Annotated in this window: 31 protein-coding genes; 15 read left to right on the plus strand and 16 right to left on the minus strand. The window is 56.4% G+C overall.

The features are described from left to right. Positions 1 to 7: 7 nt before the first annotated feature. The 14 genes from PSQ19_RS06100 to PSQ19_RS06165 all read right to left on the minus strand — a co-directional run bounded on the left by PSQ19_RS06100 (position 8) and on the right by PSQ19_RS06165 (position 9,838). Entirely contained in the window at positions 8 to 2,191 is a 2,184-nt protein-coding gene (locus PSQ19_RS06100) for an AAA family ATPase (protein ID WP_282220030.1), read from the minus strand. Next, the gene (locus tag PSQ19_RS06105; protein ID WP_282220031.1) at positions 2,188 to 2,481 is read right to left on the minus strand and encodes a hypothetical protein; all 294 of its coding nucleotides are present in this window, start codon (positions 2,479 to 2,481) and stop codon (positions 2,188 to 2,190) included. Before PSQ19_RS06105 ends, PSQ19_RS06100 begins: the two co-directional genes overlap by 4 nt. Then, positions 2,478 to 3,326, minus strand: coding sequence for a DNA adenine methylase (locus tag PSQ19_RS06110; protein WP_282220032.1), 849 nt, complete (start codon positions 3,324 to 3,326; stop codon positions 2,478 to 2,480). The genes PSQ19_RS06105 and PSQ19_RS06110 overlap by 4 nt, the downstream gene beginning before the upstream one ends. A gap of 11 nt (positions 3,327 to 3,337) precedes the next feature. Then, positions 3,338 to 3,721, minus strand: a complete 384-nt coding sequence (locus tag PSQ19_RS06115; protein WP_282220033.1) for a winged helix-turn-helix domain-containing protein — start codon at positions 3,719 to 3,721, stop codon at positions 3,338 to 3,340. After that, a complete protein-coding gene (locus PSQ19_RS06120; RefSeq protein WP_282220034.1) occupies positions 3,718 to 4,239 on the minus strand; it encodes a GcrA family cell cycle regulator in 522 nt (173 codons plus the stop codon). Before PSQ19_RS06120 ends, PSQ19_RS06115 begins: the two co-directional genes overlap by 4 nt. Further along, a complete protein-coding gene (locus PSQ19_RS06125) occupies positions 4,232 to 4,819 on the minus strand; it encodes a DNA methyltransferase family protein (protein ID WP_282220035.1) in 588 nt (195 codons plus the stop codon). The genes PSQ19_RS06120 and PSQ19_RS06125 overlap by 8 nt, the downstream gene beginning before the upstream one ends. A gap of 2 nt (positions 4,820 to 4,821) precedes the next feature. Beyond that, positions 4,822 to 5,724: a hypothetical protein gene (locus PSQ19_RS06130; RefSeq protein ID WP_282220036.1), complete on the minus strand. Its 903-nt coding sequence runs from the start codon at positions 5,722 to 5,724 to the stop codon at positions 4,822 to 4,824. Between the two features lie 442 nt (positions 5,725 to 6,166). Beyond that, complete coding sequence (gene ssb, locus PSQ19_RS06135; RefSeq protein WP_282220037.1) at positions 6,167 to 6,658, minus strand: single-stranded DNA-binding protein; 492 nt, start codon at positions 6,656 to 6,658, stop codon at positions 6,167 to 6,169. Between the two features lie 2 nt (positions 6,659 to 6,660). Next, positions 6,661 to 7,218, minus strand: a complete 558-nt coding sequence (locus tag PSQ19_RS06140) for a hypothetical protein (RefSeq protein ID WP_282220038.1) — start codon at positions 7,216 to 7,218, stop codon at positions 6,661 to 6,663. A gap of 447 nt (positions 7,219 to 7,665) precedes the next feature. Then, the gene (locus tag PSQ19_RS06145) at positions 7,666 to 8,124 is read right to left on the minus strand and encodes a hypothetical protein (protein WP_282220039.1); all 459 of its coding nucleotides are present in this window, start codon (positions 8,122 to 8,124) and stop codon (positions 7,666 to 7,668) included. After that, the gene (locus PSQ19_RS06150) at positions 8,121 to 8,513 is read right to left on the minus strand and encodes a hypothetical protein (RefSeq protein ID WP_282220040.1); all 393 of its coding nucleotides are present in this window, start codon (positions 8,511 to 8,513) and stop codon (positions 8,121 to 8,123) included. The genes PSQ19_RS06145 and PSQ19_RS06150 overlap by 4 nt, the downstream gene beginning before the upstream one ends. Before the next feature lie 11 nt (positions 8,514 to 8,524). Further along, the gene (locus tag PSQ19_RS06155; protein ID WP_282220041.1) at positions 8,525 to 9,004 is read right to left on the minus strand and encodes a hypothetical protein; all 480 of its coding nucleotides are present in this window, start codon (positions 9,002 to 9,004) and stop codon (positions 8,525 to 8,527) included. A gap of 180 nt (positions 9,005 to 9,184) precedes the next feature. After that, on the minus strand, positions 9,185 to 9,583 hold the full coding sequence (locus PSQ19_RS06160) for a hypothetical protein (RefSeq protein ID WP_282220042.1): 399 nt from the start codon (positions 9,581 to 9,583) through the stop codon (positions 9,185 to 9,187). A gap of 33 nt (positions 9,584 to 9,616) precedes the next feature. Beyond that, on the minus strand, positions 9,617 to 9,838 hold the full coding sequence (locus tag PSQ19_RS06165) for a helix-turn-helix transcriptional regulator (protein WP_282220043.1): 222 nt from the start codon (positions 9,836 to 9,838) through the stop codon (positions 9,617 to 9,619). A gap of 108 nt (positions 9,839 to 9,946) precedes the next feature. Between PSQ19_RS06165 and PSQ19_RS06170 the strand changes: the two genes are divergently transcribed. From PSQ19_RS06170 to trhA, 15 genes are all read left to right on the plus strand, one after another. Then, positions 9,947 to 10,582, plus strand: a complete 636-nt coding sequence (locus PSQ19_RS06170) for a LexA family transcriptional regulator (RefSeq protein WP_282220629.1) — start codon at positions 9,947 to 9,949, stop codon at positions 10,580 to 10,582. Next, positions 10,573 to 10,770, plus strand: a complete 198-nt coding sequence (locus PSQ19_RS06175; protein WP_282220044.1) for a hypothetical protein — start codon at positions 10,573 to 10,575, stop codon at positions 10,768 to 10,770. The genes PSQ19_RS06170 and PSQ19_RS06175 overlap by 10 nt, the downstream gene beginning before the upstream one ends. A gap of 441 nt (positions 10,771 to 11,211) precedes the next feature. Then, complete coding sequence (locus tag PSQ19_RS06180) at positions 11,212 to 11,970, plus strand: hypothetical protein (protein WP_282220045.1); 759 nt, start codon at positions 11,212 to 11,214, stop codon at positions 11,968 to 11,970. A 22-nt stretch (positions 11,971 to 11,992) separates the two neighbouring features. Beyond that, positions 11,993 to 12,322, plus strand: coding sequence for a hypothetical protein (locus tag PSQ19_RS06185; RefSeq protein ID WP_282220046.1), 330 nt, complete (start codon positions 11,993 to 11,995; stop codon positions 12,320 to 12,322). Beyond that, a complete protein-coding gene (locus tag PSQ19_RS06190) occupies positions 12,319 to 12,669 on the plus strand; it encodes a hypothetical protein (RefSeq protein WP_282220047.1) in 351 nt (116 codons plus the stop codon). Before PSQ19_RS06185 ends, PSQ19_RS06190 begins: the two co-directional genes overlap by 4 nt. A gap of 219 nt (positions 12,670 to 12,888) precedes the next feature. Continuing rightward, positions 12,889 to 13,623, plus strand: a complete 735-nt coding sequence (locus tag PSQ19_RS06195) for a hypothetical protein (protein ID WP_282220048.1) — start codon at positions 12,889 to 12,891, stop codon at positions 13,621 to 13,623. Continuing rightward, complete coding sequence (bet, locus tag PSQ19_RS06200) at positions 13,623 to 14,558, plus strand: phage recombination protein Bet (RefSeq protein ID WP_282220049.1); 936 nt, start codon at positions 13,623 to 13,625, stop codon at positions 14,556 to 14,558. The genes PSQ19_RS06195 and bet overlap by 1 nt, the downstream gene beginning before the upstream one ends. After that, positions 14,555 to 15,007: a recombination protein NinB gene (locus PSQ19_RS06205; protein ID WP_282220050.1), complete on the plus strand. Its 453-nt coding sequence runs from the start codon at positions 14,555 to 14,557 to the stop codon at positions 15,005 to 15,007. Before bet ends, PSQ19_RS06205 begins: the two co-directional genes overlap by 4 nt. Beyond that, a complete protein-coding gene (locus PSQ19_RS06210) occupies positions 15,007 to 15,276 on the plus strand; it encodes a hypothetical protein (RefSeq protein WP_282220051.1) in 270 nt (89 codons plus the stop codon). The genes PSQ19_RS06205 and PSQ19_RS06210 overlap by 1 nt, the downstream gene beginning before the upstream one ends. Next, positions 15,273 to 15,740, plus strand: coding sequence for a nuclease domain-containing protein (locus PSQ19_RS06215; protein WP_282220052.1), 468 nt, complete (start codon positions 15,273 to 15,275; stop codon positions 15,738 to 15,740). Before PSQ19_RS06210 ends, PSQ19_RS06215 begins: the two co-directional genes overlap by 4 nt. After that, positions 15,737 to 16,051 carry a hypothetical protein gene (locus tag PSQ19_RS06220; RefSeq protein ID WP_282220053.1) on the plus strand — a complete coding sequence of 105 codons (315 nt, stop codon included), beginning with the start codon at positions 15,737 to 15,739 and terminating at the stop codon, positions 16,049 to 16,051. Before PSQ19_RS06215 ends, PSQ19_RS06220 begins: the two co-directional genes overlap by 4 nt. Continuing rightward, complete coding sequence (locus PSQ19_RS06225; protein WP_282220054.1) at positions 16,044 to 16,274, plus strand: hypothetical protein; 231 nt, start codon at positions 16,044 to 16,046, stop codon at positions 16,272 to 16,274. Before PSQ19_RS06220 ends, PSQ19_RS06225 begins: the two co-directional genes overlap by 8 nt. A 166-nt stretch (positions 16,275 to 16,440) precedes the next feature. Continuing rightward, entirely contained in the window at positions 16,441 to 16,614 is a 174-nt protein-coding gene (locus tag PSQ19_RS06230; RefSeq protein ID WP_282220055.1) for a hypothetical protein, read from the plus strand. After that, positions 16,614 to 17,651 carry a tyrosine-type recombinase/integrase gene (locus PSQ19_RS06235; RefSeq protein ID WP_282220056.1) on the plus strand — a complete coding sequence of 346 codons (1,038 nt, stop codon included), beginning with the start codon at positions 16,614 to 16,616 and terminating at the stop codon, positions 17,649 to 17,651. The genes PSQ19_RS06230 and PSQ19_RS06235 overlap by 1 nt, the downstream gene beginning before the upstream one ends. A gap of 573 nt (positions 17,652 to 18,224) precedes the next feature. After that, the gene (gene trhA / locus PSQ19_RS06240; protein ID WP_282220057.1) at positions 18,225 to 18,869 is read left to right on the plus strand and encodes a PAQR family membrane homeostasis protein TrhA; all 645 of its coding nucleotides are present in this window, start codon (positions 18,225 to 18,227) and stop codon (positions 18,867 to 18,869) included. Positions 18,870 to 18,884: 15 nt separating this feature from the next. Here the strand turns inward: trhA and PSQ19_RS06245 are convergent, their stop codons facing one another. Both PSQ19_RS06245 and PSQ19_RS06250 read right to left on the minus strand, forming a co-directional pair. Further along, the gene (locus tag PSQ19_RS06245; RefSeq protein WP_282220058.1) at positions 18,885 to 19,382 is read right to left on the minus strand and encodes a DUF192 domain-containing protein; all 498 of its coding nucleotides are present in this window, start codon (positions 19,380 to 19,382) and stop codon (positions 18,885 to 18,887) included. Positions 19,383 to 19,392: 10 nt separating this feature from the next. Next, positions 19,393 to 19,977, minus strand: coding sequence for a cold-shock protein (locus PSQ19_RS06250; protein ID WP_282220630.1), 585 nt, complete (start codon positions 19,975 to 19,977; stop codon positions 19,393 to 19,395). Between the last annotated feature and the right edge of the window lie 196 nt (positions 19,978 to 20,173).

The following is a 20,173-nucleotide window of genomic DNA, read 5'->3' on the forward strand; positions in this document are numbered from 1 at the left end:
TGTGGCCTCAAAACGGTGTGTCCATGGTGGCTAGTTCGCGGCGTAGTTCTTCATTGATCGGCGGGGCATCCGGCTCACGCGCCCTGTGTGCGGGCTGGTCGCTCTTGCCAGTCCACCAGACGTAAGCTTTGCGCCCGTCCTCCGGCCCGATCTCGTCGCGGTCGATGTATCCAGCAGATTTGAGCGCCTTGGCGGTACGCGCGATCAGATCGCGCAATTCCTTGGCTCGCTTCTCGGGCTCAGAATCCGGCGACTTGAAAAACCATTCCCGCCGAACCGATTCCTGCCATTTTCGCTGCTCCACCACCCTTCGACCTGATGGGACGCCGCGCAGATCGGCCGGCGCTTCTACACCATCACGATCAATCGTTTCCTTGAGGATGCGCAGCACCATGACTTGATCGAGGCTCAGCTTGCCTTGCAGCGCCAATTCATCGTCATTGCCGTCCGGCCGGTCGACAACGCAGGTTGTCCGGGGCTTGCCGGTTTGATCGTCGGGCAAGACCACCTGACGCAATACGAAGCGAAGCGGGCTCCCCTTTTCGCCGTCTTTGTTCTTGTCCAGCGAGACCGTGCGAATGATGCGGCGATTGTTATCCCTGATCTGCAGTTCAGACACATTCAACACATTGGAAACATCGCCGGTCAGCGACGTATGCCCGCGCATTTCTCCGGCCTTGCTCTTATGCAGCGGGATCAGAACAGCGCAGTTGAGGGTGTCCGATATGCGCTCGGCCCGCGACAGAACCCGGCTCATATCTTGCCCGGCATTCTCGTTGGCGCCGGTGATGGCTTTGTTGAAGGTGTCGATCACCAGCAATCGCATAGGAACGTCGAAGTGTTCCGCCCATGCCTGGCATTCGGCAATCAGATCGTCTGTGTCCTTGTCGTCGGCAAACAGATTGATCTTCTGGGGCAACATGCGGAACGGTACGCTGGCTGGATCATCAACGCCCCGGTCCAGCATCCACCCTTCCATGCGCTTTGCGGCACCGGGCGCGCCCTCTCCGGCCTGATAAACGACAAGGCCGGGCTTTACCGGCATATCCCAGAACTTGCGGCCCAGCGCCACGCACATGCCGATCTCGAGCGTGATGAATGTCTTTCCCGATCCGCTGGCCCCAGGCATCATCGCCACGCCACGCCGGTCCAGAAAGCCATCAATCAGAAAGTCGTGCTGCAGATCCTTGCGGCCGAGTTCATGCAGCCCGACCGCGCCAAATTTGGACACGGGTGGCGCTGGCTTCCAGTCCGGCAACCGGTCAATGATGGCTTTCAACTGGTCGACCGTGCCGCCCATATGATCGCGCCAGTCGGTCACGTCATGCTTGGCGGGGAAATTGTTGACCCACTGAGATAGGTCCAGCAACCGAATGCGCCGTGCGATACCGCGCAGGCTCTTGGCCCGAATTTCGCCACCTGCCCGCCCAGCGTCGTCGTTATCGACAATGATGATTACATCAGCGCCACGCAATAATTCGGCATGATCCGCTGACCAGTGCTTTGCTCCGCCCGAATTGGTTGATGCGACAAGCCCCCATCCCTCGATGGTTTCAACGTCCTTTTCGCCCTCAACCAGAACTATCGGCTTGCCCTCGGCAATACCGATTTCGACCAGCGGATGCCGAAAGATGGTGTGCCCGATCCCGTCAAGGTTCCAAACAATATTGCCAGCCGAATCTTTGCGCCGCTGGCGGAACGTCTTTTTCGGGTTGCCGGTCTTGTCGTCTATTGCCCAAGAGCCATCTGGCAGTTTCCATTGATATCGAACAACCTGGTACAGTGGATTGCCGTCGGCGTCGGTGTAGTCATAGCCCTTGACCGCAACCATGTCGCCCTTGGGCTCATCTGGTGGCATTTCCCGTTCAGGCTGGCGTTCTGGTGTCGGCGCAGCTTCCCGGCGCTCCTGCGGGCGCTCTGGCGCTCCTTCGTTGGCTTCGAGGAACCCTTGATCCGTCAGCCATTTCAGTGCCGTCGACTTATCGCATCCAAGTTCATGCTCGACCAGCTTGAGCACGCCGCCGCCTACGTCGGCTTCATAATCGAACCAAGTACCCTTCTCGACAGAAACGGATTTGCCGCCGTTCGATCCCCAACATACTTTCTTGGACGTGCTAAGGGACTTGTTCGGCTCGCCCCAGAACGATGTGGCGACCGCAACGGCATGAACGGCAAAATCCGAAGCACTCATGCTGCTGTATCCTGCGCCTGTGATTTTTCCTCATGCTCGGCCAAAAGCCGGGCCCGGGCGTTCAGCAACAGCGGGCGCAATGCCTCCCAATCGCCTTGCAAGCCCACCAATAGGTCGCCAATCAGATCAAAATCATCGGCCTTGGCCCGCTCATTCTGGGCATGGCCCTTCATTTCCGGGGAAACGGCGGGATCGATCAGCATCGATTCCGGCCAATCGCGGCGCAGTCGTTCGGCATGGAACCGAACGCGCGTTTCGAGCCTGAATATGTCGCGTACCGCGAGGCTCATTCGGCATACTCCAACAGCGAGAGTTGCGAGCGTCCAGCATCCAGTCTGCGTTTGCATTCTGGGTTGATCCACAAAACTTCCGTCCGCTCGCGCGCGCCATCAGCAAGCGCACGGCGCTCAACCCGCATCCATTCAGTCAATGAATTTTCATAAAGTGGGTGCGGATATCCCGACAAAACAACCATTCCAGACAACCCATGGAGGCAATCCAAAAGCGATGAGTGATCGTCGTCAGTTAATTCAACCGCATAATCGGCGTCCGCGTCAGAGCGCGTTGCCATGACATATGGCGGGTCAATATAGTGAAGCGTCTCCGGGGTATCGTGTTGGAGTATGACCGCCCTAGCGTCCTTGCCCTCGATAGTAACGCCTTGTAGGCGCTTTATCACTTCAACCAGACTCTCTGGATAGTTTACCCAGTCATGCGCTGGCGTGGTCCCGCTACGATTTGAATTTGCGCGGAACCCAGTTGCTTTGTTATGCCCGTTAGATCCAAAACCCATAAAGGAACGGATTATGAGGCGGCGGGCACGCTCTAAGTCATCATCAGTTTTCTGATATGCTTCGGAAAATTCGGTTCGCGAAAATGGGGTCATTCGCACCGCTTCGACCAGACTACCGGCCCGGTCGGAACGCAGCACCCGGAACAGGTTAACCACATCGCCGTCGAGGTCGTTGTAAATTTCGGCATATGAGCGGGCCTTGCGCATCAGCACGGATGCGGCTCCTCCAAACGGCTCGACATAGACCCGATGGGGCGGGAAGTGCTCGATTATCCACGGCGCAAGCACCCATTTCCCGCCATGCCAGCGTAGGACGGGACGCGGAACGTCATTACGTTTCATCGCCAACCCGCTCATTCTGTGCCGTCCCATCCAAGCAACGCTTTGACCTTGGCGCAACTCTCCGGGGTCATACGAAACCCAAAGCCCCAGATCGTGTCGATGGTAACGCCGTGAGGGCGCAGCACCTTGCGCAACCGACACATATGAACGTCGACAACTTGAATGTCCGGCTCGTCGTACATGTTCTTTACGCAGGCCCGCAGCAGTGCTTCTTTCTTACCGGATTTGCCGCTTACCAAGGCCCAAAGCATGCGACAGCAGGCGGGCGGAATGCCAAGCGTTGTTCGCGCCGCTTCTATGAAGGCTTCATCAGCATCGCGCCCAAGCAACCGCTTGAGATAGTCGTTTTCCGCCTCAAGAATATCGACCCGCTCGCGTAGTTCCGCCTCGCTCATGGCCGCACCTTTGGCTGATAAACGCGGGCGTGATGGTCTGGGCAGTAAGACCCCCGGTCTTGCGTTGGCTTCCCGCAGAACCGAAATTCAGGCGTCTTGGGATCGCCGTAGGGCCAATGGCACTGCGTATAGAGTTCGATTTTCTCAACTGTCAGATATGTGGCGTCGTTCCCATCGCCGTCTTCCATGTCAAAGTTTTCACGGACCGGCGCGGGTTGTTTGCTGACCCGCTGGCGAACGCGAGAGACAATCGCATTGGCCTTTGGCTGGCCATAATTGCCGTGCCTTGCCTGATTGCGCTGCGCGGCTGAATTGGTCACCCTTGGCCGCTTATGCAGCCCCAGCCGATGGACCTTGCCGATTATGCTGTTCTTGGTTGTTCCTTCGCCAAAATGGGCGGCAATCTCTGACGCGGGTTTCCCCTCCATCCACATTTCTTTGAGCGTTTCAATGCGCTCATCTGTCCATGTGGCTGCGCTCTGGTTGCCCGGACGTGCATTCGATGGTCTATCAAGCAACGGACTGCTCCAATTCTGGCGTGGGGAGATAACCAAGGGTGACGGGCGATCCTGCTCGCTTGCGCCAATCCCAGACCAGCCAAGCGTGGTTGACGGTCGGGCCCGCCTCTTTCTGTTCGAAATTTGTCCACCGGATGCGCCGGGTCAGGACATATTTGGCCGCGTATGCTAGGTGATCAGCGAATATGTGCCGGCGCGTCTTGGCGCTGTCGAAATCGACGCGCAGCAGCATCGCAACCTTGCCGCCCATAGGCTTTGTCAGTTCAAGCGCATGCTCGATGAACCTGACCGCCAATCTACCACCGGGCCCATAGGGAGGGTTCGTCACAATGTTCGGCCAGGAACCGGCCTTGATGTCGAAAAAATCAATCGCGGTGATGCCATCTGCATCCGGTGAAATATCTGATCCGTGCCGCTTCATGCTGGCTGGCAGCGCGTTCAGTATGCCGCCGTCGCCCGCCGCTGGATCAAATATGCCACCAACAAACGACTCCGCCGATAGCAGTGCTTCGGTTGGCCAAGCGGGCGTGAAATATTTCTCCAGATCGAGCCGATCATATTTCGATGCTGTCTGGGTCATGCCTATTTCCCCAACCGCTTTGCAACATCGCCATAGTGCGCAACCATTTCCTTGCGATTGGCGAACTGTGGTTTTGCCTGCGTGCTGGAGGATTGCGGGTTGCGCAGTTCGGTCACATACCGCTTGACCGTTTCATAGTTGGCGCCGAGTTCATGGGCGATCATGCGCGGCGTCCAGCGCGGGTACTGCTTGAGCACAACGGCCACGCGATCCCGTGTTGACATGACCGGCTCTGACTGGCGCGTTTCCTGCGCAACGGGCAATAGATGCTTGACGATATCCACCGGCGTCGGTGCTGGCTGCGCCTTGGCCTCTAGCCGCGCTTTCGTCTTTGCTGCTTGCGCCGCTGTCCATTGGCCGTGTCTGGGCAATTTGATGCCGCGTTTCACGGCGCATGTCCGTACCCGCTTCGGATCAATACCAAGATGATCGCCAATAACCCTGGCTGGCCAGTCGGGATGATCTTTATGCGTCTGTTCAACAAGATCAAGCTGGGTTGGCTTCTTGGATTTCTGTGCAATTGTATCTGTTAACGTTACCGGTTTTGATGAAATGGACGACGGCGATTTGACGCCAACGGCATCCGCCAGTTGGGCTTTGCCCGTCACTGCAGCGATTTCGCCGTCGTCCTCTGGTTCCGAGGCCTTTGCTTCCGCTGGCTGTGCTATCGCATCGGCTGAATTGTCCGATACATCAGGGAGCGGCTTAGGAACCTCGGATATGTCTGGCGCAGCAACCGCCGTTGCGCTGCCGAATAAACGTTCGATTGACTTCGCCGTCTGCCGCGCTTCTGTGGCCAGTGATGCAAGCCTGTTGGCATCTGCCTCGTGCCGCTCAGCTATGCCGAGCAGGCTGGCCACTGTGCGGGCCGTTGAAACGTCAATTTGTTCTGGAAATTGGGTCATGCTGCTGCTCCTTTTCCGTGACCGCAAAGTTCTGGAAACGTGGCGTGCAAACGGTGATGGCAACGTGCGCACAACCAGACCACTTCGAGCGGTTTGGAATAATCTTTGTGGTGTCCGTGAATGCCCTTCGTTGCTCCGCAGATTGAGCATGGGCCCTTGGTAATCTTTCCGTCGCGTATCGCGTTGTTAACCGCGTTTTGCGCCCGGTAGGCGTCAGGATGCTTTTTACGCCATGACTTGGTTGTTGCTATCGTTCGGCGCACCCGTTCAGGAGACTTGGACCGCGCCCGGTCATACTCTTGAACCTGAGGGTTTGTTCGCGAACGATTTCTAACGCGCCGCTTGACGCAATCCTTGCACCGCGACGGATATGAAGCGTAAAATGCACTTTCGCTCCAAGATTTACCGCAGTCTTTGCACCCGGACATGTTATGCGCCCCGGTCAAAACGGAATGTCCTGATCAAGATCGCCAAATCCGCCACCTGCATCCGACCTATTGGCCTGCGGACGATCCTTGCTGGTCCCATAAGCATCGGGGCTGTCGACCGCTGGCGGGCGATTGCCGCCCTCGCGATTGTCCAGCAGAACCAATTGGGAGCCGAACCCCTGCAAAACGATCTCTGTCGAGTACCGATCCTGTCCGCTCTGGTCCTGCCACTTGCGGGTCTGGATTTTCCCTTCGACGTAAACCTTGCTACCTTTGCGCAGGTATTTTTCGGCTATGCCGGCCAATCCATCGCTGTCCATTGCGCCGAAAATCACAACCCGGTGCCATTCGGTCTTTTCACGCTTTTCACCGGAACTTTTGTCGTTCCAGCTTTCCGACGTGGCAACCGACAGGTTGGCAATCTTGATGCCCTGCTGAGTTGATCTAATATCGGGGTCTTGCCCCAAGTGACCAAGAATGGTGGCCTTGTTGATGCTACCTGCCATGATCAAAACTCCACGTCTGCGACCCGCGCCGGGCGCTTGGTCTTGGGTTGGTTGAATGAGAGTTCTGGAAGCTGCTGCGCGGCCATGTGGCACCAAACCGCCAAAGCATCGGCCTTATCTGGGTCCATGCTTTCCAGCGTCAGCCAGCCACGTCGAACGGCTTCAGCCTGAACTGCTGGCTTTGCAGCGCCCTTGCCGTACCGCCCATGCCCCGTGAATGTTTTCCGCGCGGTCGATGATGCGATCAAATGCGCCCTGCCCGGCATTCTTGCTTTCACGGCGAACCGGAAAACGTGAATGATGCCCTGCAACAAATCGGCGGTATGCGGGTTGGTGAACCCGCCGCCGCTGGTCAGGATCGGCGCTTCCATGGCGACAATCGCAGGATTGAGAACCGATAGCTGGCCATTCAGCCATACAACTGCGCGGACAAAGGTTTCGTCTGCCGTGCTGCCCTCGCGACCGAACCGCTCAACGCCGCTTATGGGAAGGTCGCCGGGCAGACCGTATGCCCAGCCCGTGGCTGTGGCGCTGACGTCCAACGCGAGGATTGAGCGCATCACGAACACCCCGTCGTGGCACCGCAGGAATTGCACTTCTCACATGTTCCGTTTCGGACCATTTGCAGAGAACCGCACTCATTGCAGGAATTGCCCGTAAATCCAGATTCCGTAGCCTGACTGCGTGTCATTTTTGGAGGGCCAAGGTCGACCGCTTGCGTGCCAACGAATGCCATTTCAGCCGGGCGAATGTCATTGTCGTGCTTTGCCAGGGGGTCAACTTGATTGTTGCTCCACAGAGTATCAGGCCCCAAACGATGAAAGCCCTTGCTCATGACTGCCTCTGCTTATTGCGCCTGATGAGTTTTTTAATTTTGGGGATGGATAATCCCTGCCCTTCCTTGCGGGCTTGGGCCTCTGCTGCCCTGCGCATATGGCGCGCAGTCGATCTACGACCGGCTGCCATCGCCGCGAGTTGTACCGGTGATCCCGCGTTGCGCCGGGCCATCAGTGAACAGCCCCGGCCAACTCATCGAGCGCGGCAGCGCCGTCGGCTTGCTCCTGATCGGTGATCTTTTGGATGTCGGCCTTGCGCTGGCGGGCTGCAGTTTGAGCGGCGTTTTCTGTCGCATGGTCGGCGTCGGGCTTGAGCCAGGAGAACTGACCGGCAGCGTCCGCATACAGTTCAATTTGATCGTCGGAAATTCCCGCGCTGATCTTGGCGATTTGCCGTTCAAGCTTGCGCTGTTTCATCACCGCCTTGAGAACATCGGATGGAATGCCGAGTTCGACTTTGGCAATCTTGATGCGGTTTTTCTGGCGGGTTTTGACGGCGCCGATCTTACCCCGCGCGGTCGCGCTGATCGTTTCGCATTCGTCGTCCATTTCCTCCAGTTCTTCTACAACCTGGAGAAAATCAGCGTCCTCATATCCGTTTTTCTTTTGCTCAACCGCCGTGCTGGTCATGACACCATCCTGAGTTTTGTGGTTTCGGTTTGAAGTTCGTCAGCAACCCCGCCGCCAAGGGCCTTAAGCGCGGCGTCCGTGGCCTCGATGATTTTGACTTGCCGGGCGATCTGCTCGTGCAAGGCGGTAGATTCCGCGAAATATTCAGCCTTGAGCCGGGCATCGTCGCGTTCGTACTTGCCGTCACGCGCTGTCAGTTGGGATCGCAGCGCTTGCTCATCGCAAACGGCGGTATCTCGCTGAGCAATCAGGACGTTGCCGAACGCCTCATCGGCTGGAACAACTGGCGCTGCAACACGATCAACCGGGTTTGTCTTGGCTGTCACCTTGCGCACTTTGGTGCTTGTGGCCTTGGCCGTTGGATGCGTGGTTTCCGCTTTCGTGGTCATGTCCGTTTCCTTTATGGTTCGGGGTTCAGATGCGGGTAAAGCGCCGCGCCCAAGACGCCAGACGACGCACCAGACGCGCGCCTACGATCACGGCCAGCGAACGCGCTACCCTTGCCACTGCGGCGATCAAGGAGCCGCCAAAGGGACGCTGACCGGATAATCTCAATGGCATGGGTAAGTCGGTCCTGTTCGGCATTTTCAAGCCTCTGGCTGGCGCTGATGATTTCGGAAAGTTTGTCGTCCAGCGTTTGAGCCGGTGCCGCCAGTTTGCGGGCAACGTCCATGACGTGGCTGGGAATGTCGGTCTTTTCGCCGTGCCAGAGGGCATAGGCTGTCCGGTCTGTTATCCGGCGATCATGCGATAATTCGCGGTTGACCCTGCGGACGGCGCGGCTGCGGATATGCGCGTCTGTCTCGCCAGCCATCTTTGGACCAGCGATCACGCGGATAAGGCGCTGCATTTCATCGGTTGGATTTGCACAGATTTCCATAATTTCGGCCTATGATTCCAAGATTTCGGAGACTGTTTGGTGTTGGCTATGACCAACGGGGACGATGGTTATGGTTGAAAATTCAAAGAGGTCCGGTCAGCAGCCAAATGGTGAAAATGACGGCGGCAATGACCATGAGAACGGCGGTTGTGGTGCTGATGGTTTTGGGAATGGGGCGGTTCACTTTTTGCCCTCGATCCGGTTGCGCAGACGTGCTTGCATGCGCGCTTTCATTTCAGGGGAAATAACATGGTCAGCGGGTGGGACGACGAAACCGCGAAGCTCGAACATTTGGTTGATGGAGAGATGGGCCTTGCGGTGCTTTATGGGCTCTACTGCCTTACCCACACCGCCTTGCACGAGGTTATCGAGGCTTCCAATAGGGCCAGATACGCGCCCGTCATCCGAGCCGCCCGACTTATGGCAGCAGACATCAAAGTCCCCGATAGCGTCCCCGTCGAGGCTAGAGACGAGTGGAGAACTACCGCTCTTGCTGCGGTCGAGTACTTCCTTGATTTCGTTCCACCGCGCCTCTCCGACGACTGATCGGCAGTACTGGTTCAATGTTTGGGTGGCCATGCTATGCCGCCCCCACGGATGGGCTGGGCTTGGTCATGCCGACACCTGTTCGGCTGGCGTCTCAAAAAACCAAGCGTCGTCCCAAGCAATGCCACGTTCCTTCGCGGCATCACGAATTGCTTGCATTTCGGCAAGCGTCGGAGATCCACCGGCCTCCCAACGGGATACCGATGACTGCTGTACTCGAGCGAGCGCGGCAAAGTCGGCCTGGGTCAGCTTGAAGATGTTTTTGCGAATGTGTCGAATTGCGTTCATGGCGCACATACTATGCGCAAACAGATATTCGTCAAGAGAAAATTATCCGCGCTCGGATTTCCACAATCCGAACTTGCGGAATAGCGTGCGGCCATGAAGCCAGAACTTATGATACGCGCGATTTTGAAACGCCAAGAATGGACCCAAATGCGGGTCGCTGACCGCCTTGGCGTATCCCAGTCCACCGTCAACCGGTGGATAAAGGGCGCCGATCCAGAGGGGCGGCATCGGGATGCAATCCGTGATTTCTATGCGGAAATATTTGGCGACTTCTCCGCCAGCCCAAAAGCTATCGATCGGCAAGAAAACACATCAAGAATCCCTGACCTCGCCATCTTTGGCGGCTTAGGAAACGGGGGATTTCTCGACGTCACCGTTGATGAAAGCGGAGATTTTGCCGACCCCGAACACCTGCGCGGATACTGGACTTTTCCAGACTACATGGTCCGGGCATTCCGAAATATGTCGAATATTTATGCCTGGGAGGTTCGCGGCGATAGCATGGACCCGACCCTCTCGGGCGGATCGGTTGTGTTTGTCGACACAAAGCAAAACGCACTCCCACCAAACGATATCTATGCGCTCGATTATGGCGATGGCTTGGTGGTCAAACGGCTCAAGCTGATCCCAAGAACAGACCGGATCATGGTGATTTCTGACAACGAGCGATATGGGGCGGATGAGCTCTTACGTTCAGATGTTCACGTCTATGGCCGGATTGTCGGGTGGTTTCAATGGCGGTGACCAACCGCCCGCCTGCCGATATTTTGCATCGCCTTCGGTTCTTTGCCGACGCGATAGACGACGTTCCGATTCGCGATCTGGAAGCGATCTTGCGCGAAGCTGCTGACCATATTGCGGAAGTCAGAAAAATGGCCGGCATGAATAATCCGGCTGATATTTCTTCAATGACGCCGCATGGTAATGCCTAATTTTCCTCGCGCGCATTGTTCATACTGAACTCTCAACGTGCTGAGAGTCTTGTATGACCTCAGTGCAGCGCCGCGTTAAACGCGGCTACTCTGATAGATCCAGTTCCTATTGAGAGTTCAGTGATTGGTGTTTACGCGAGGCCCTATTTGGGTATGCGTCCGAAAAAAGGCCATTTCAAGCAATATTATTCTACGCATATTTATGCTTGATCGGATACATGCGGTATCATATTACGCAAACAGGCATCTCACCTTAAGTAATCCTGACTAGACGAATTTTTCAGATATGCCGATAGTCTGTGCTGGATAATCGTCATATCGCCCATTGACACCATTTCGCGCCAAATTATCCGCAACAGGATTTTTCCTCTTGCATAAATATCCGTATGCGCATACGGTATCCATCAACAGCCGACCACTACCGGCACGATGGAGATGGAAATGACCGCAACAATCGAAATAAACGAAGCACTGGCCCGCAAGGTTCTTGAAACCGTTGACGCGGGTCTGGTCAGTGGGATGGGGGAGCAGATACCGGGACAAATGTGCGTAGAGGCTGCGGTCTGCTACGCCATGGGATTGGATCACAGCGACAAACCAACCTGTGTGTCAAAAGCCCTGCGCAAACTCAAAGTCAGGTTGAACGATAGTGCATGGTCTAGCAACGAGGCGCGGGCCAAAGGATTGCGGCGCTTGGCACTGGCTCAATTGGGTAGCGCTGATGTCCTTGATGACAAGGATTTTGTGAAGCATTGTTCGGCGTTGGTTACACGCAAATATGTTCCGATGGCATTGCGCAGCGCCGCATCGGTCCACCCAAAGCAGGGACATAAGGACGCGCTAGAAGCTGCCGCAGTTTGCGTTGAGACGGAACAAACACGGGAATCGCTGCTTGATGCACGGGAAGTAGCACGCGCTGCCGCTGCCGCTGCCTATGCCGCTGCCGCTGTCTATGCCGATGCCGATGCCACTGCCGCTGCCTATGCCTATGCCGCTGCCTATGCCTATGCCGCTGCCTATGCCGATGCCGCTGCCGCTGCCTATGCCGCTGCCTATGCCGATGCCGCTGCCTATGCCGCTGCCTATGCCGCTCGGGACAACGTTCTAAGCCAGTTCGCTGAGGACGTGGTTCAAATCCTTATCGAGATGAAAGCGCCCGGTTGCCAGTGGTTGCACCTGACCGAAATGCAGGCCGCTTAACTCACATTGGAGGCAAGGCAAGATGCCCAACACACCCGCAACATTCTGGTTCATCCTGGACGACGACCAGCCTCAGGATGGCGAGTTCTACACCACCCGCGAAGCTATGCTGAAATCACTGAACTACGCTCATAGCGGCGTCAGGGTCGGTTACTTCGATCAAGCTGAATTCATGCAGGGCCGCGCGATTATCCGCAGCGATGAAACGCTAGAGGACTTGGTAGCTGATGGTTACCACCTTGGCCTGATCGATGGCGGCAGCAAAATCTACCAGCAGGTTATTGGCGACGAGCCAGCTTGGGTTGATCCCAATGCAGAGCACCGGACTTGGAACCGGGGACAGTCGCTATGAACCGCACCCTTGAACAATACCGTGATTGTACCGCCCAAGGCGTTGCGTCCGGCTCGACCGCACAGATGCAGTATTTCGTTGATGACGCCAAGGCGGATATTGCCGAACTGGCGGCGCGGGAAGCACAAATACGAGGCTTACTCTGGTTCGCATGGAACGAGTTCAACGCAATCCGCGCCCGGTCTGGGGCGCCGCTGAGCCACGACGGAATGACGCTTTGTTCTGAAGAATGGTGGTCACAGATGACTGATGCGTTCGCAGCAGTAATCGGACCAGACTCAACCAATCCATGGCCAACACCTGAAGCGAAAGCTGCCATCCCGCAATCGGACGAGGGCCTGTCATGACCTCCCTCAAGCACTTCATTGAATACCACCCCATAGCACTATTCGCGATCCTGTTTGTCGTGACGGTAACGCCGGTTTGGAGCCTGGGGGCATGAAAACCGAAAACGTATCCATCGAGGTTTTATCCCTCGCAGAAACGCGCCGCCGTGATCCTGAACTAGCCCTCAAGATTGCAGAGCAAAGCGCAAAATCATCAACACAGAAAGGGAGGGTAGCGTAATGGCACAGGCCCTATCCACAACCGGCAACGAACGTATTGCCATGGGAGCAAACCAGCCGCCAGAACAGATCATCTTTGGCGAGATTGAAGCCTATTACGATGAGGCCAAGAATTGGGCTTCGGATGGGTTCGAAATCGAGAGCCAGGAACAGGCCGACCAGATCGATATGCTCGACAAGGCATTGCTGAAAGCAAGCCAAGAGGCCGAAGCTTTGCGGGTAGAGGAAAAGCGCCCGCTTGATGAACAGATCAGCGCCATTCAGGCCAAATTCAATCCCTACATTCAAAAGGGTAAGGGCAAGGTCGATCTAGGCCGGTCCGTACTCAAGGCATTGCTTGGCGCATGGCGCATTGAACAGCAACGCATCAAGGATGCCGAGGCCCGTAAAATACGCGAAGAAGCCGAAGCGGCGGAACGCGCTGCCCAAGAAGCTTTCCGCCAGTCCGGCGTTGCAGACCTTGAGCAACGTGAAGAAGCCGAGCGTATGGCTGAACGCGCTGCCGAATTGGCGAAGCAGTCAAAACAGGCCGACAAGGCCGCGACCACCAAGACCGGACTGCGCACAAGCTATCGCGCCGAACTGACCGATCTGAATGCAGCGGTTCAGCACTATTGGAAGACAGATCGCGCCGAGTTTGAAGCGCTTGTCCAGACATTGGCAGCAAAATCTGTCCGTTCTGGCGCCCGCGAAATCCCAGGCTTTGAAATCAAGACAATCAAGGAGGCCATCTAATGGCTAGTGCTGTCGCAACTCTCGAGCATCGCCCCGTAGCATCGTCACCCGCAACCCTATTCAGCGATGATCAGGTTGACCTAATCAAGCGCACAATCGCCAAGGGATCGACGGACGATGAATTGCAGTTGTTCATGCAGCAATGCAAGCGGACAGGCCTAGATCCATTCGCCCGCCAGATATACGCGGTCAAGCGCTGGGATAGCAGCGAGCGCCGCGAGGTTATGGCTGTTCAGACCAGCATTGACGGCTTTCGCCTCATCGCCGAACGCTCTGGGGTCTATGCCGGACAGGTCGGGCCGTTCTGGTGCGGCCCTGATGGCAAATGGGTAGACGTGTGGGTTGAGGATAATCCGCCCATCGCTGCAAAAATTGGTGTGCTGCGCTCTGACTTCTCTGAGCCATGCTTTGGTGTCGCGCGCTTCAAGTCCTACGCCCAAACAAAAAAAGATGGCGGATTAACCCGCATGTGGTCGGTTATGCCCGACGTGATGATTGCCAAGTGCGCCGAGGCTCTGGCTTTGCGCCGAGCCTTCCCGCAAGAACTATCTGGCCTCTATACTGCCGACGAAATGGCGCAGGCTTCCAATGGCCCAGATGAAGCGCAAAGACCCGCCACGGATGCCGCCAAGCCCTCACAGATAGGGGCGAAGTCAAAGGCGGATAGCCGCGATGTGTATTCGCGCCTGTCAAAGGCCAACCGCGAATTGCAATCGATCGATGCATTCAACAAATTCTGGATGACCGACAGCGTTCGTGCTGCCGCCAATTCTTTGCCGCATGACTGGAAGAACGAACTTGTCACCGAAAAATCTGACAAGCTTGCCGATCTGGAAAAGGCGGAGGCAAGAGCCAACGCCGATGAGTCGCCAGAGCAGGAAAATGGGGACTTCCCGTTTCCAGATGATGACGATTTTCCCGGTGACCGAAAATGAGCCGGCACATTGTCACGTTGGCAAATGACCGCCTGCGCAGCAAGGCGTTGGATTATGTCCGCGCGGCCAAGCCCGGCAGTCGTGTTGAATTTAAGGGCCCGAAGCGCTCGAACGATCAAAATGCAGCCATGTGGGCGATGCTTTCCGATCTGTCCCGCAGTTTGGTCTGGCATGGCCACCGGCTTGATACCGAAGCTTGGAAGCTGGTGTTCATTGACGCTCTACGCAGGGAGCACAAGGACCAAATTCGCTTGGTCCCAAACATCGATCTTACCGGGTTCGTCAACGTAAGCAGCACGTCTTCGTCTGACCTATCGCACGATGAAATGCGCGATCTGCTGACAATCATCAGAGCATTCGGTGACCAGCAAGGAGTGGTTTGGAGCGAACCGGCACCCAAGGACAATCGCCCAGCCACTCCAATAGAGGCATACGAGGATTTTTGCTGATGGCCACCCCAGACCCAGACTACAAGATCACAACCTATCGTTCGGAGAATGCCCCAACCGGCAAGGAATGGTGCGCGCGGGTTCAGCACCCACGAACGCAACTGCATGTCTTCTTCGAGGCTCCATCCGAGGCCGAGGTTATCAGCCTGGCCACCGAATTCTGGGAGCGCCAGCGCAAAGAGCGTGAGGCGGCATGGGCTCGTATTGATGAAGCGCGAGCCAAGCGCGCGGCAGCGATTGCCGAGAAAAAGGCAAAGGTGGTGGCATGAGCGAACTCCGCCAGCGCCGCGAACCGATACGTGCGCCCAAACTGATGGCCGGGGCAAAGGGTCAGCCTTGCGACTTGAACTTTGCCGGGGTCTGCAACTACGACCCAGCAACAACAGTCTCGTGCCATGTCCATGATGAATCTTTTGGTGCCGCGCAAAAAGCTGACGACACCGCCACCATTCACGGGTGCAGCGCCTGCCATGCATTTCTAGATCATGGCTGGGTCGGAAAAGTCGAATGGGCTGTTGTCCAGTTCCATATCATTCGCGGCCTATTGCGGACGTTCAGGAACCGCGCAGATCGCGGGCTGATCATTGTACCCGTCACCATCGAAAAGCCAGCCAGCCAGCGCCCGCCGAAGCCGCGCAAGCCACCGCAGCAACGAACCAAGATCAACGGTCGAAACGACTGGCCGGTTGGCCGCAAAATTTCATCAAAACCATTTCAACGGGAGAAATCATGAACCAGCTTCCCCACAGCTTTCGTCGGCATCTGGTCATTATGATCGGCGACCGGCCCCACGCGGTCCGGTTCACCATTGGCGACGTTATTGCCTGGTTGAAAGAGCAGCCATCTGACGATGCTGCAGAAACCCGCGTTTGGCGCTGTTACGGGCCCGGCTCGCCTTTGGAGCCATCAACGGACGCGACAGCAAGGGTTGCCAGCGATTGGGCCATACAGGTCAACGCAGAAACCCGACCCGGCTTGCGACCAAATTATCCGGCGTTCGTGCTGGTGCACATGGGACAGAGATTGGAGGCAGCACATGGCTGACATTAAAACAAAACTTATCGCAGCACTTGCATTGGGCGCTGCACTGACCGGATGCGCCAGCACCACACATGCAAGTCATGAGCGGATACCCGGCGTTGTAAACGTGGTCAGCATGGATCGAGACGGACGGCTTATCTATCAGCCGATCAGCGATTTCACGGGCAGCACCCCAGCCGATGCCATGCAGTCAATTTCTGACGGCCCAATGAAGGCACCAGAATAATGGCTGAAATTGAACGGGAAAAGCTTCTAGCGGCGCTAAAGAGCGTCATTGAGTGGCTTGAAACGGCATCGTCGCCTTACGTGTACGGAAGCGGATCTCATGTCGAATGGGAGGCTGAACGAGCGAAACGCATAGCCAATGCCCGCAAAACCTTGGAGGGTTCGGAATGAGCAAGCCGCTTGCCATAACCAAGCGGCAGGCCAAAACGCTGTTGCAGGCAGCGCAGGAACAGGGCGGCATTGTCGAGGTCGAAACCAGCATCGGGATAATTCGACTTATCCCCAAGGACAAATCATCGGACGATGAGAGCGTTGACAAAGAGCCAAAAGGCTACTTTTGATGCTCGACATGCCGCGCACCAGAAAGCAGTACGTTCATAGGGAGAAAACGCGCCACGGAAAGACCGTTTGGTATTTTCGGCGTGGTGATGGCCCGCGCGTGCGGCTTCCCGGCGAATATGAAAGCCCGGAATGGCTGGCGGCATACGAAGCGGCACTCGGCGGAAATAAGCCGGAACCAGCAAAATCAACCGCGACCGGCACATTCAAATGGTTGGTCGAGCGCTATCAGGCCAGCGCCAAGTTTGCAGGTCTGGCGCAAGAGACACAGAAGTTTCGCAGCGGGGTCTTAAGGCGAGTTGTTGAAACGGCCGGCGACCTGCGCATTGCCAGCATCACCAGATCGATGATTGCCGAGGGGCGCGACAGGCGAGCAGCCACGCCATTTGCAGCAATCAACTATCTCAAGGTGATGAACCAGGTATTTGCATTTGCCGTTGATGCTGGATATCTGCCCCACAACCCAGCCAAGGGCATAGATCGCCCATCACCGGCCACAGACGGCCATCACACTTGGACGGTGTCCGAGGTCCGTCGATACCAGAACCGCCACCCATTGGGTACGCGCGAACGGCTGGCAATGGACTTGTTACTGTATACCGGCCTTCGGCGCGGCGATCTGGTCCAGTTGGGGCGCCAACACGTCCGCAACGGGATCATTCGCTATCGGGCGACCAAGAATGGCGTCGAGATCGTCTTGCCCATGCTGCCGGTATTGCAGGCAACCATTGACGCCGGGCCAACGGGCGACCTGACATTTTTGGCAACCATGCGAAATACGCCATGGAAAAAGGAAAGCTTCGGGACATGGTTCCGCAACGCCTGCATTGCTGCAAACGTGCCCGGTCGCGCCCATGGCCTGCGAAAGGCTGGGGCAACATTCGCCGCCGAGAATGGGGCTAGCGATCAGCAACTAATGGCAATATTCGGCTGGACCAATCCAGAACAAGCCGCCGTCTATACCCGCACGGCAAGCCGCGCAAAGATGGCCGCAATGGGCGTTGGCATGCTCGACCCGAAAGACGAAAACGAGGCCTAAACGTGAACGTCTATCCCCGCACCTTGCAATCCGGTGCGGGAATCATCGTGAAAAAGGCAACATAAACAGCAACTTGACTTTTGTGGTTGCGATCCTGTCGGGATCACCAAGTATTTTCAATGAGGCAGAGCGCCAAGGTTTAAGCGCAGGGGCGCGACTTGATGTCGCCGCATTGACCAACTAACCGAATTGGTTCCACAGACGCCTAGTTCGGCCATATCGCTGGAGCACGGCAATTAGGCCATTCTCAACGCGACAATATGATAAAAAGCACCATCCGCCGCGTCTGGATTTTCGAAGGACCTGCCACCCCCAACAGGCATGAAATGGCGAGCGTTGCATCCGATCTAACTCTCGGCGCCAGCGATCACCAAGAGTTCAAGCAACGACAGCACGCCTTCTGCGTTTCAATAAAAGTTTAGACAATTTGTTTTGGCAGGCTTTACGCCGATTCCAAATTGGTCGCGGTCGGCAAGGTTCTGGTTATTTTCATGGAGGAATGTGACCTCAGTTTGGGAGCGCCACATGGCTGAAAAATCAACAATAAAAACGAATTACTCGTGGTGGAGTCGCGTGCAGCGTCCCCTTACACCCGCCGAACTGATCGCTGATGGTATCGTTCATGTCGTAGGCCTGCTGCTGGCACTCGCCGCCGGCGCAGTTTTGCTTCTGGGGACAACACCGGATGCCTCGATAGCAGAATTTTCCTCCCTGGTTCTCTATTTGGGATCTCTGGTTGGTGTCCTCAGCATCTCCATGGCCTACAATCTTTGGCCGGTTTCCCCGATCAAGATGCATTTGGCCAGACTGGATCAGGCTGCCATCTTTCTGTTTATCGCCGGCACCTACACCCCGTTTCTCGCCGTGCTCGGCGGCACCCCGATGGGCATATTGATGACGACTTTTGTTTGGGGCGCTTCTCTGATTGGCATAGCGCTCAAACTTTTCGTGCCCCAACGTTTTGGCCGCCTTGCAATTGCCCTCTATCTGGCGATCGGCTGGAGTGGTGTTTTTGTGTTTCACTCGCTCGCCGCAACCCTGCCCGCCTCAACCATGGGCCTGCTTTTGGCAGGCGGCATCGTTTATTCGCTAGGGGTCGTATTCCATCTATGGGAACAGCTGAAGTTTCAAAATGCCCTTTGGCACGTTTTCGTGGTTGTCGGCGCAAGCCTACATCTGCTGGCGATCATTAATTTTATCGTCCTTGATCATCCCTGACCAAGGAGCGGCGCGTCAGCCGCCCTGCCCGCCACTTGTGCGAACATGATCCATTCTGTCGCCAGCCTTAAGCCCGATCTCAACTGACCGACCGCCCGGAATTTCCAGCACAAACTGGACGGGAACTCCCGACGGGATTGATGTCGGATCCTGGGGGCGTGCGTTGACATGAATGGTTTTGACGATGCCTTCAGCGTCTACAAAGATCATATCCAGGGGAATAAACGTATTCCGCATCCAGAATGAAACCGGTCGTTCTTCCTTGAAGTCGAACAACATCCCCGCATCGCTTGCCAGCTCCTGCCGGAACATCAGGCCGTCGGCGCGGGATTTCGGGGTGTCGACAACCTCAACCCTAAAGGCAAAGTCGCCCTTGGCGGTATGAAGCGTCAATTTTTCGTCGCCGCTACTGGCGCAACCCGCCACCGTCGAGGCCACAAAAATCGTCAATATCAGGGCCAGTACCCGTGATGCATTCGCGATACCGGCCAAACCTTGAGCAACGACGCGCATATCAACTATCCTAATGCGATGACGGCGCCTCACCCCAGCCGTCGGGACGAATTTCTGCAACCATCAACCCCTTGGGGCCCTCGCCATAACGCACCAGCACAAATTGGCCTGGCCGCAGTTCGGTAATACCAAAGCGACGCAGCGTTTCCATATGCACAAATACGTCAGGCGTACCCTCGCCCGCCGACAGAAATCCAAAACCCTTGATTCTATTGAACCATTTGACCTCAAGCCGTACCATGCTTGAGGTCGGCTCGACGGTAACATGGGTGCGCGAGGTCGGCATTTGTGCTGGATGGCGAGCTGTGGATTCATCCATGGATAGGATACGAAACGCTTGGAGGCCACCAGGCCGATTGAGCGCCTCGCACACGACGCGCGCGCCCTCATAGGCGGTTTGGAAACCGTCACGACGCAAACAGGTCACATGCAGCAGAACATCGGCAAGGCCATTGTCAGGGACAATGAACCCAAACCCCTTGCCCGCATCAAACCACTTGATGGTGCCAACGATCTCGACCGTATCAAGGCTGGCGTCCTGGCTGCCTTCGGTCGGTTCCGACGCGCCAGCCGCACGCGCCGCATCCCCGCTCATCTCTGTGGTCTCGCCATCCCCAGACGACTTCGCCCCCATATTATAAGCCTTTTCGCACTCGCCTCGCCGCAGGCAAGGTACATAACAACACAGCATACTCTGGCCGATTCAGTGCCAAAAGTTAAGAAGATGTTGTCACTTTGTTTGCGACGCGTCCATAGCTATCGAGTGCTACCGCATTGCGTGCCAACGCTGG

This window comes from Devosia algicola, assembly GCF_028816455.1.
Taxonomy (GTDB): Bacteria; Pseudomonadota; Alphaproteobacteria; order Rhizobiales; family Devosiaceae; genus Devosia; species Devosia algicola.

What these genes read in the sequence shown, in the direction of transcription:
- PSQ19_RS06100 (WP_282220030.1), bottom strand. Translation starts at nt 2,191, where the DNA reads ATGAGTGCTTCGGATTTTGCCGTTCATGCCGTTGCGGTCGCCACATCG.
- PSQ19_RS06105 (WP_282220031.1), bottom strand. Translation starts at nt 2,481, where the DNA reads ATGAGCCTCGCGGTACGCGACATATTCAGGCTCGAAACGCGCGTTCGG.
- PSQ19_RS06110 (WP_282220032.1), bottom strand. Translation starts at nt 3,326, where the DNA reads ATGAAACGTAATGACGTTCCGCGTCCCGTCCTACGCTGGCATGGCGGG.
- PSQ19_RS06115 (WP_282220033.1), bottom strand. Translation starts at nt 3,721, where the DNA reads ATGAGCGAGGCGGAACTACGCGAGCGGGTCGATATTCTTGAGGCGGAA.
- PSQ19_RS06125 (WP_282220035.1), bottom strand. Translation starts at nt 4,819, where the DNA reads ATGACCCAGACAGCATCGAAATATGATCGGCTCGATCTGGAGAAATAT.
- PSQ19_RS06130 (WP_282220036.1), bottom strand. Translation starts at nt 5,724, where the DNA reads ATGACCCAATTTCCAGAACAAATTGACGTTTCAACGGCCCGCACAGTG.
- ssb (WP_282220037.1), bottom strand. Translation starts at nt 6,658, where the DNA reads ATGGCAGGTAGCATCAACAAGGCCACCATTCTTGGTCACTTGGGGCAA.
- PSQ19_RS06140 (WP_282220038.1), bottom strand. Translation starts at nt 7,218, where the DNA reads ATGCGCTCAATCCTCGCGTTGGACGTCAGCGCCACAGCCACGGGCTGG.
- PSQ19_RS06145 (WP_282220039.1), bottom strand. Translation starts at nt 8,124, where the DNA reads ATGACCAGCACGGCGGTTGAGCAAAAGAAAAACGGATATGAGGACGCT.
- PSQ19_RS06150 (WP_282220040.1), bottom strand. Translation starts at nt 8,513, where the DNA reads ATGACCACGAAAGCGGAAACCACGCATCCAACGGCCAAGGCCACAAGC.
- PSQ19_RS06155 (WP_282220041.1), bottom strand. Translation starts at nt 9,004, where the DNA reads ATGGAAATCTGTGCAAATCCAACCGATGAAATGCAGCGCCTTATCCGC.
- PSQ19_RS06160 (WP_282220042.1), bottom strand. Translation starts at nt 9,583, where the DNA reads ATGGCCACCCAAACATTGAACCAGTACTGCCGATCAGTCGTCGGAGAG.
- PSQ19_RS06165 (WP_282220043.1), bottom strand. Translation starts at nt 9,838, where the DNA reads ATGAACGCAATTCGACACATTCGCAAAAACATCTTCAAGCTGACCCAG.
- PSQ19_RS06170 (WP_282220629.1), top strand. Translation starts at nt 9,947, where the DNA reads ATGATACGCGCGATTTTGAAACGCCAAGAATGGACCCAAATGCGGGTC.
- PSQ19_RS06175 (WP_282220044.1), top strand. Translation starts at nt 10,573, where the DNA reads ATGGCGGTGACCAACCGCCCGCCTGCCGATATTTTGCATCGCCTTCGG.
- PSQ19_RS06180 (WP_282220045.1), top strand. Translation starts at nt 11,212, where the DNA reads ATGACCGCAACAATCGAAATAAACGAAGCACTGGCCCGCAAGGTTCTT.
- PSQ19_RS06185 (WP_282220046.1), top strand. Translation starts at nt 11,993, where the DNA reads ATGCCCAACACACCCGCAACATTCTGGTTCATCCTGGACGACGACCAG.
- PSQ19_RS06190 (WP_282220047.1), top strand. Translation starts at nt 12,319, where the DNA reads ATGAACCGCACCCTTGAACAATACCGTGATTGTACCGCCCAAGGCGTT.
- PSQ19_RS06195 (WP_282220048.1), top strand. Translation starts at nt 12,889, where the DNA reads ATGGCACAGGCCCTATCCACAACCGGCAACGAACGTATTGCCATGGGA.
- bet (WP_282220049.1), top strand. Translation starts at nt 13,623, where the DNA reads ATGGCTAGTGCTGTCGCAACTCTCGAGCATCGCCCCGTAGCATCGTCA.
- PSQ19_RS06205 (WP_282220050.1), top strand. Translation starts at nt 14,555, where the DNA reads ATGAGCCGGCACATTGTCACGTTGGCAAATGACCGCCTGCGCAGCAAG.
- PSQ19_RS06210 (WP_282220051.1), top strand. Translation starts at nt 15,007, where the DNA reads ATGGCCACCCCAGACCCAGACTACAAGATCACAACCTATCGTTCGGAG.
- PSQ19_RS06215 (WP_282220052.1), top strand. Translation starts at nt 15,273, where the DNA reads ATGAGCGAACTCCGCCAGCGCCGCGAACCGATACGTGCGCCCAAACTG.
- PSQ19_RS06220 (WP_282220053.1), top strand. Translation starts at nt 15,737, where the DNA reads ATGAACCAGCTTCCCCACAGCTTTCGTCGGCATCTGGTCATTATGATC.
- PSQ19_RS06225 (WP_282220054.1), top strand. Translation starts at nt 16,044, where the DNA reads ATGGCTGACATTAAAACAAAACTTATCGCAGCACTTGCATTGGGCGCT.
- PSQ19_RS06230 (WP_282220055.1), top strand. Translation starts at nt 16,441, where the DNA reads ATGAGCAAGCCGCTTGCCATAACCAAGCGGCAGGCCAAAACGCTGTTG.
- PSQ19_RS06235 (WP_282220056.1), top strand. Translation starts at nt 16,614, where the DNA reads ATGCTCGACATGCCGCGCACCAGAAAGCAGTACGTTCATAGGGAGAAA.
- PSQ19_RS06245 (WP_282220058.1), bottom strand. Translation starts at nt 19,382, where the DNA reads ATGCGCGTCGTTGCTCAAGGTTTGGCCGGTATCGCGAATGCATCACGG.
- PSQ19_RS06250 (WP_282220630.1), bottom strand. Translation starts at nt 19,977, where the DNA reads ATGAGCGGGGATGCGGCGCGTGCGGCTGGCGCGTCGGAACCGACCGAA.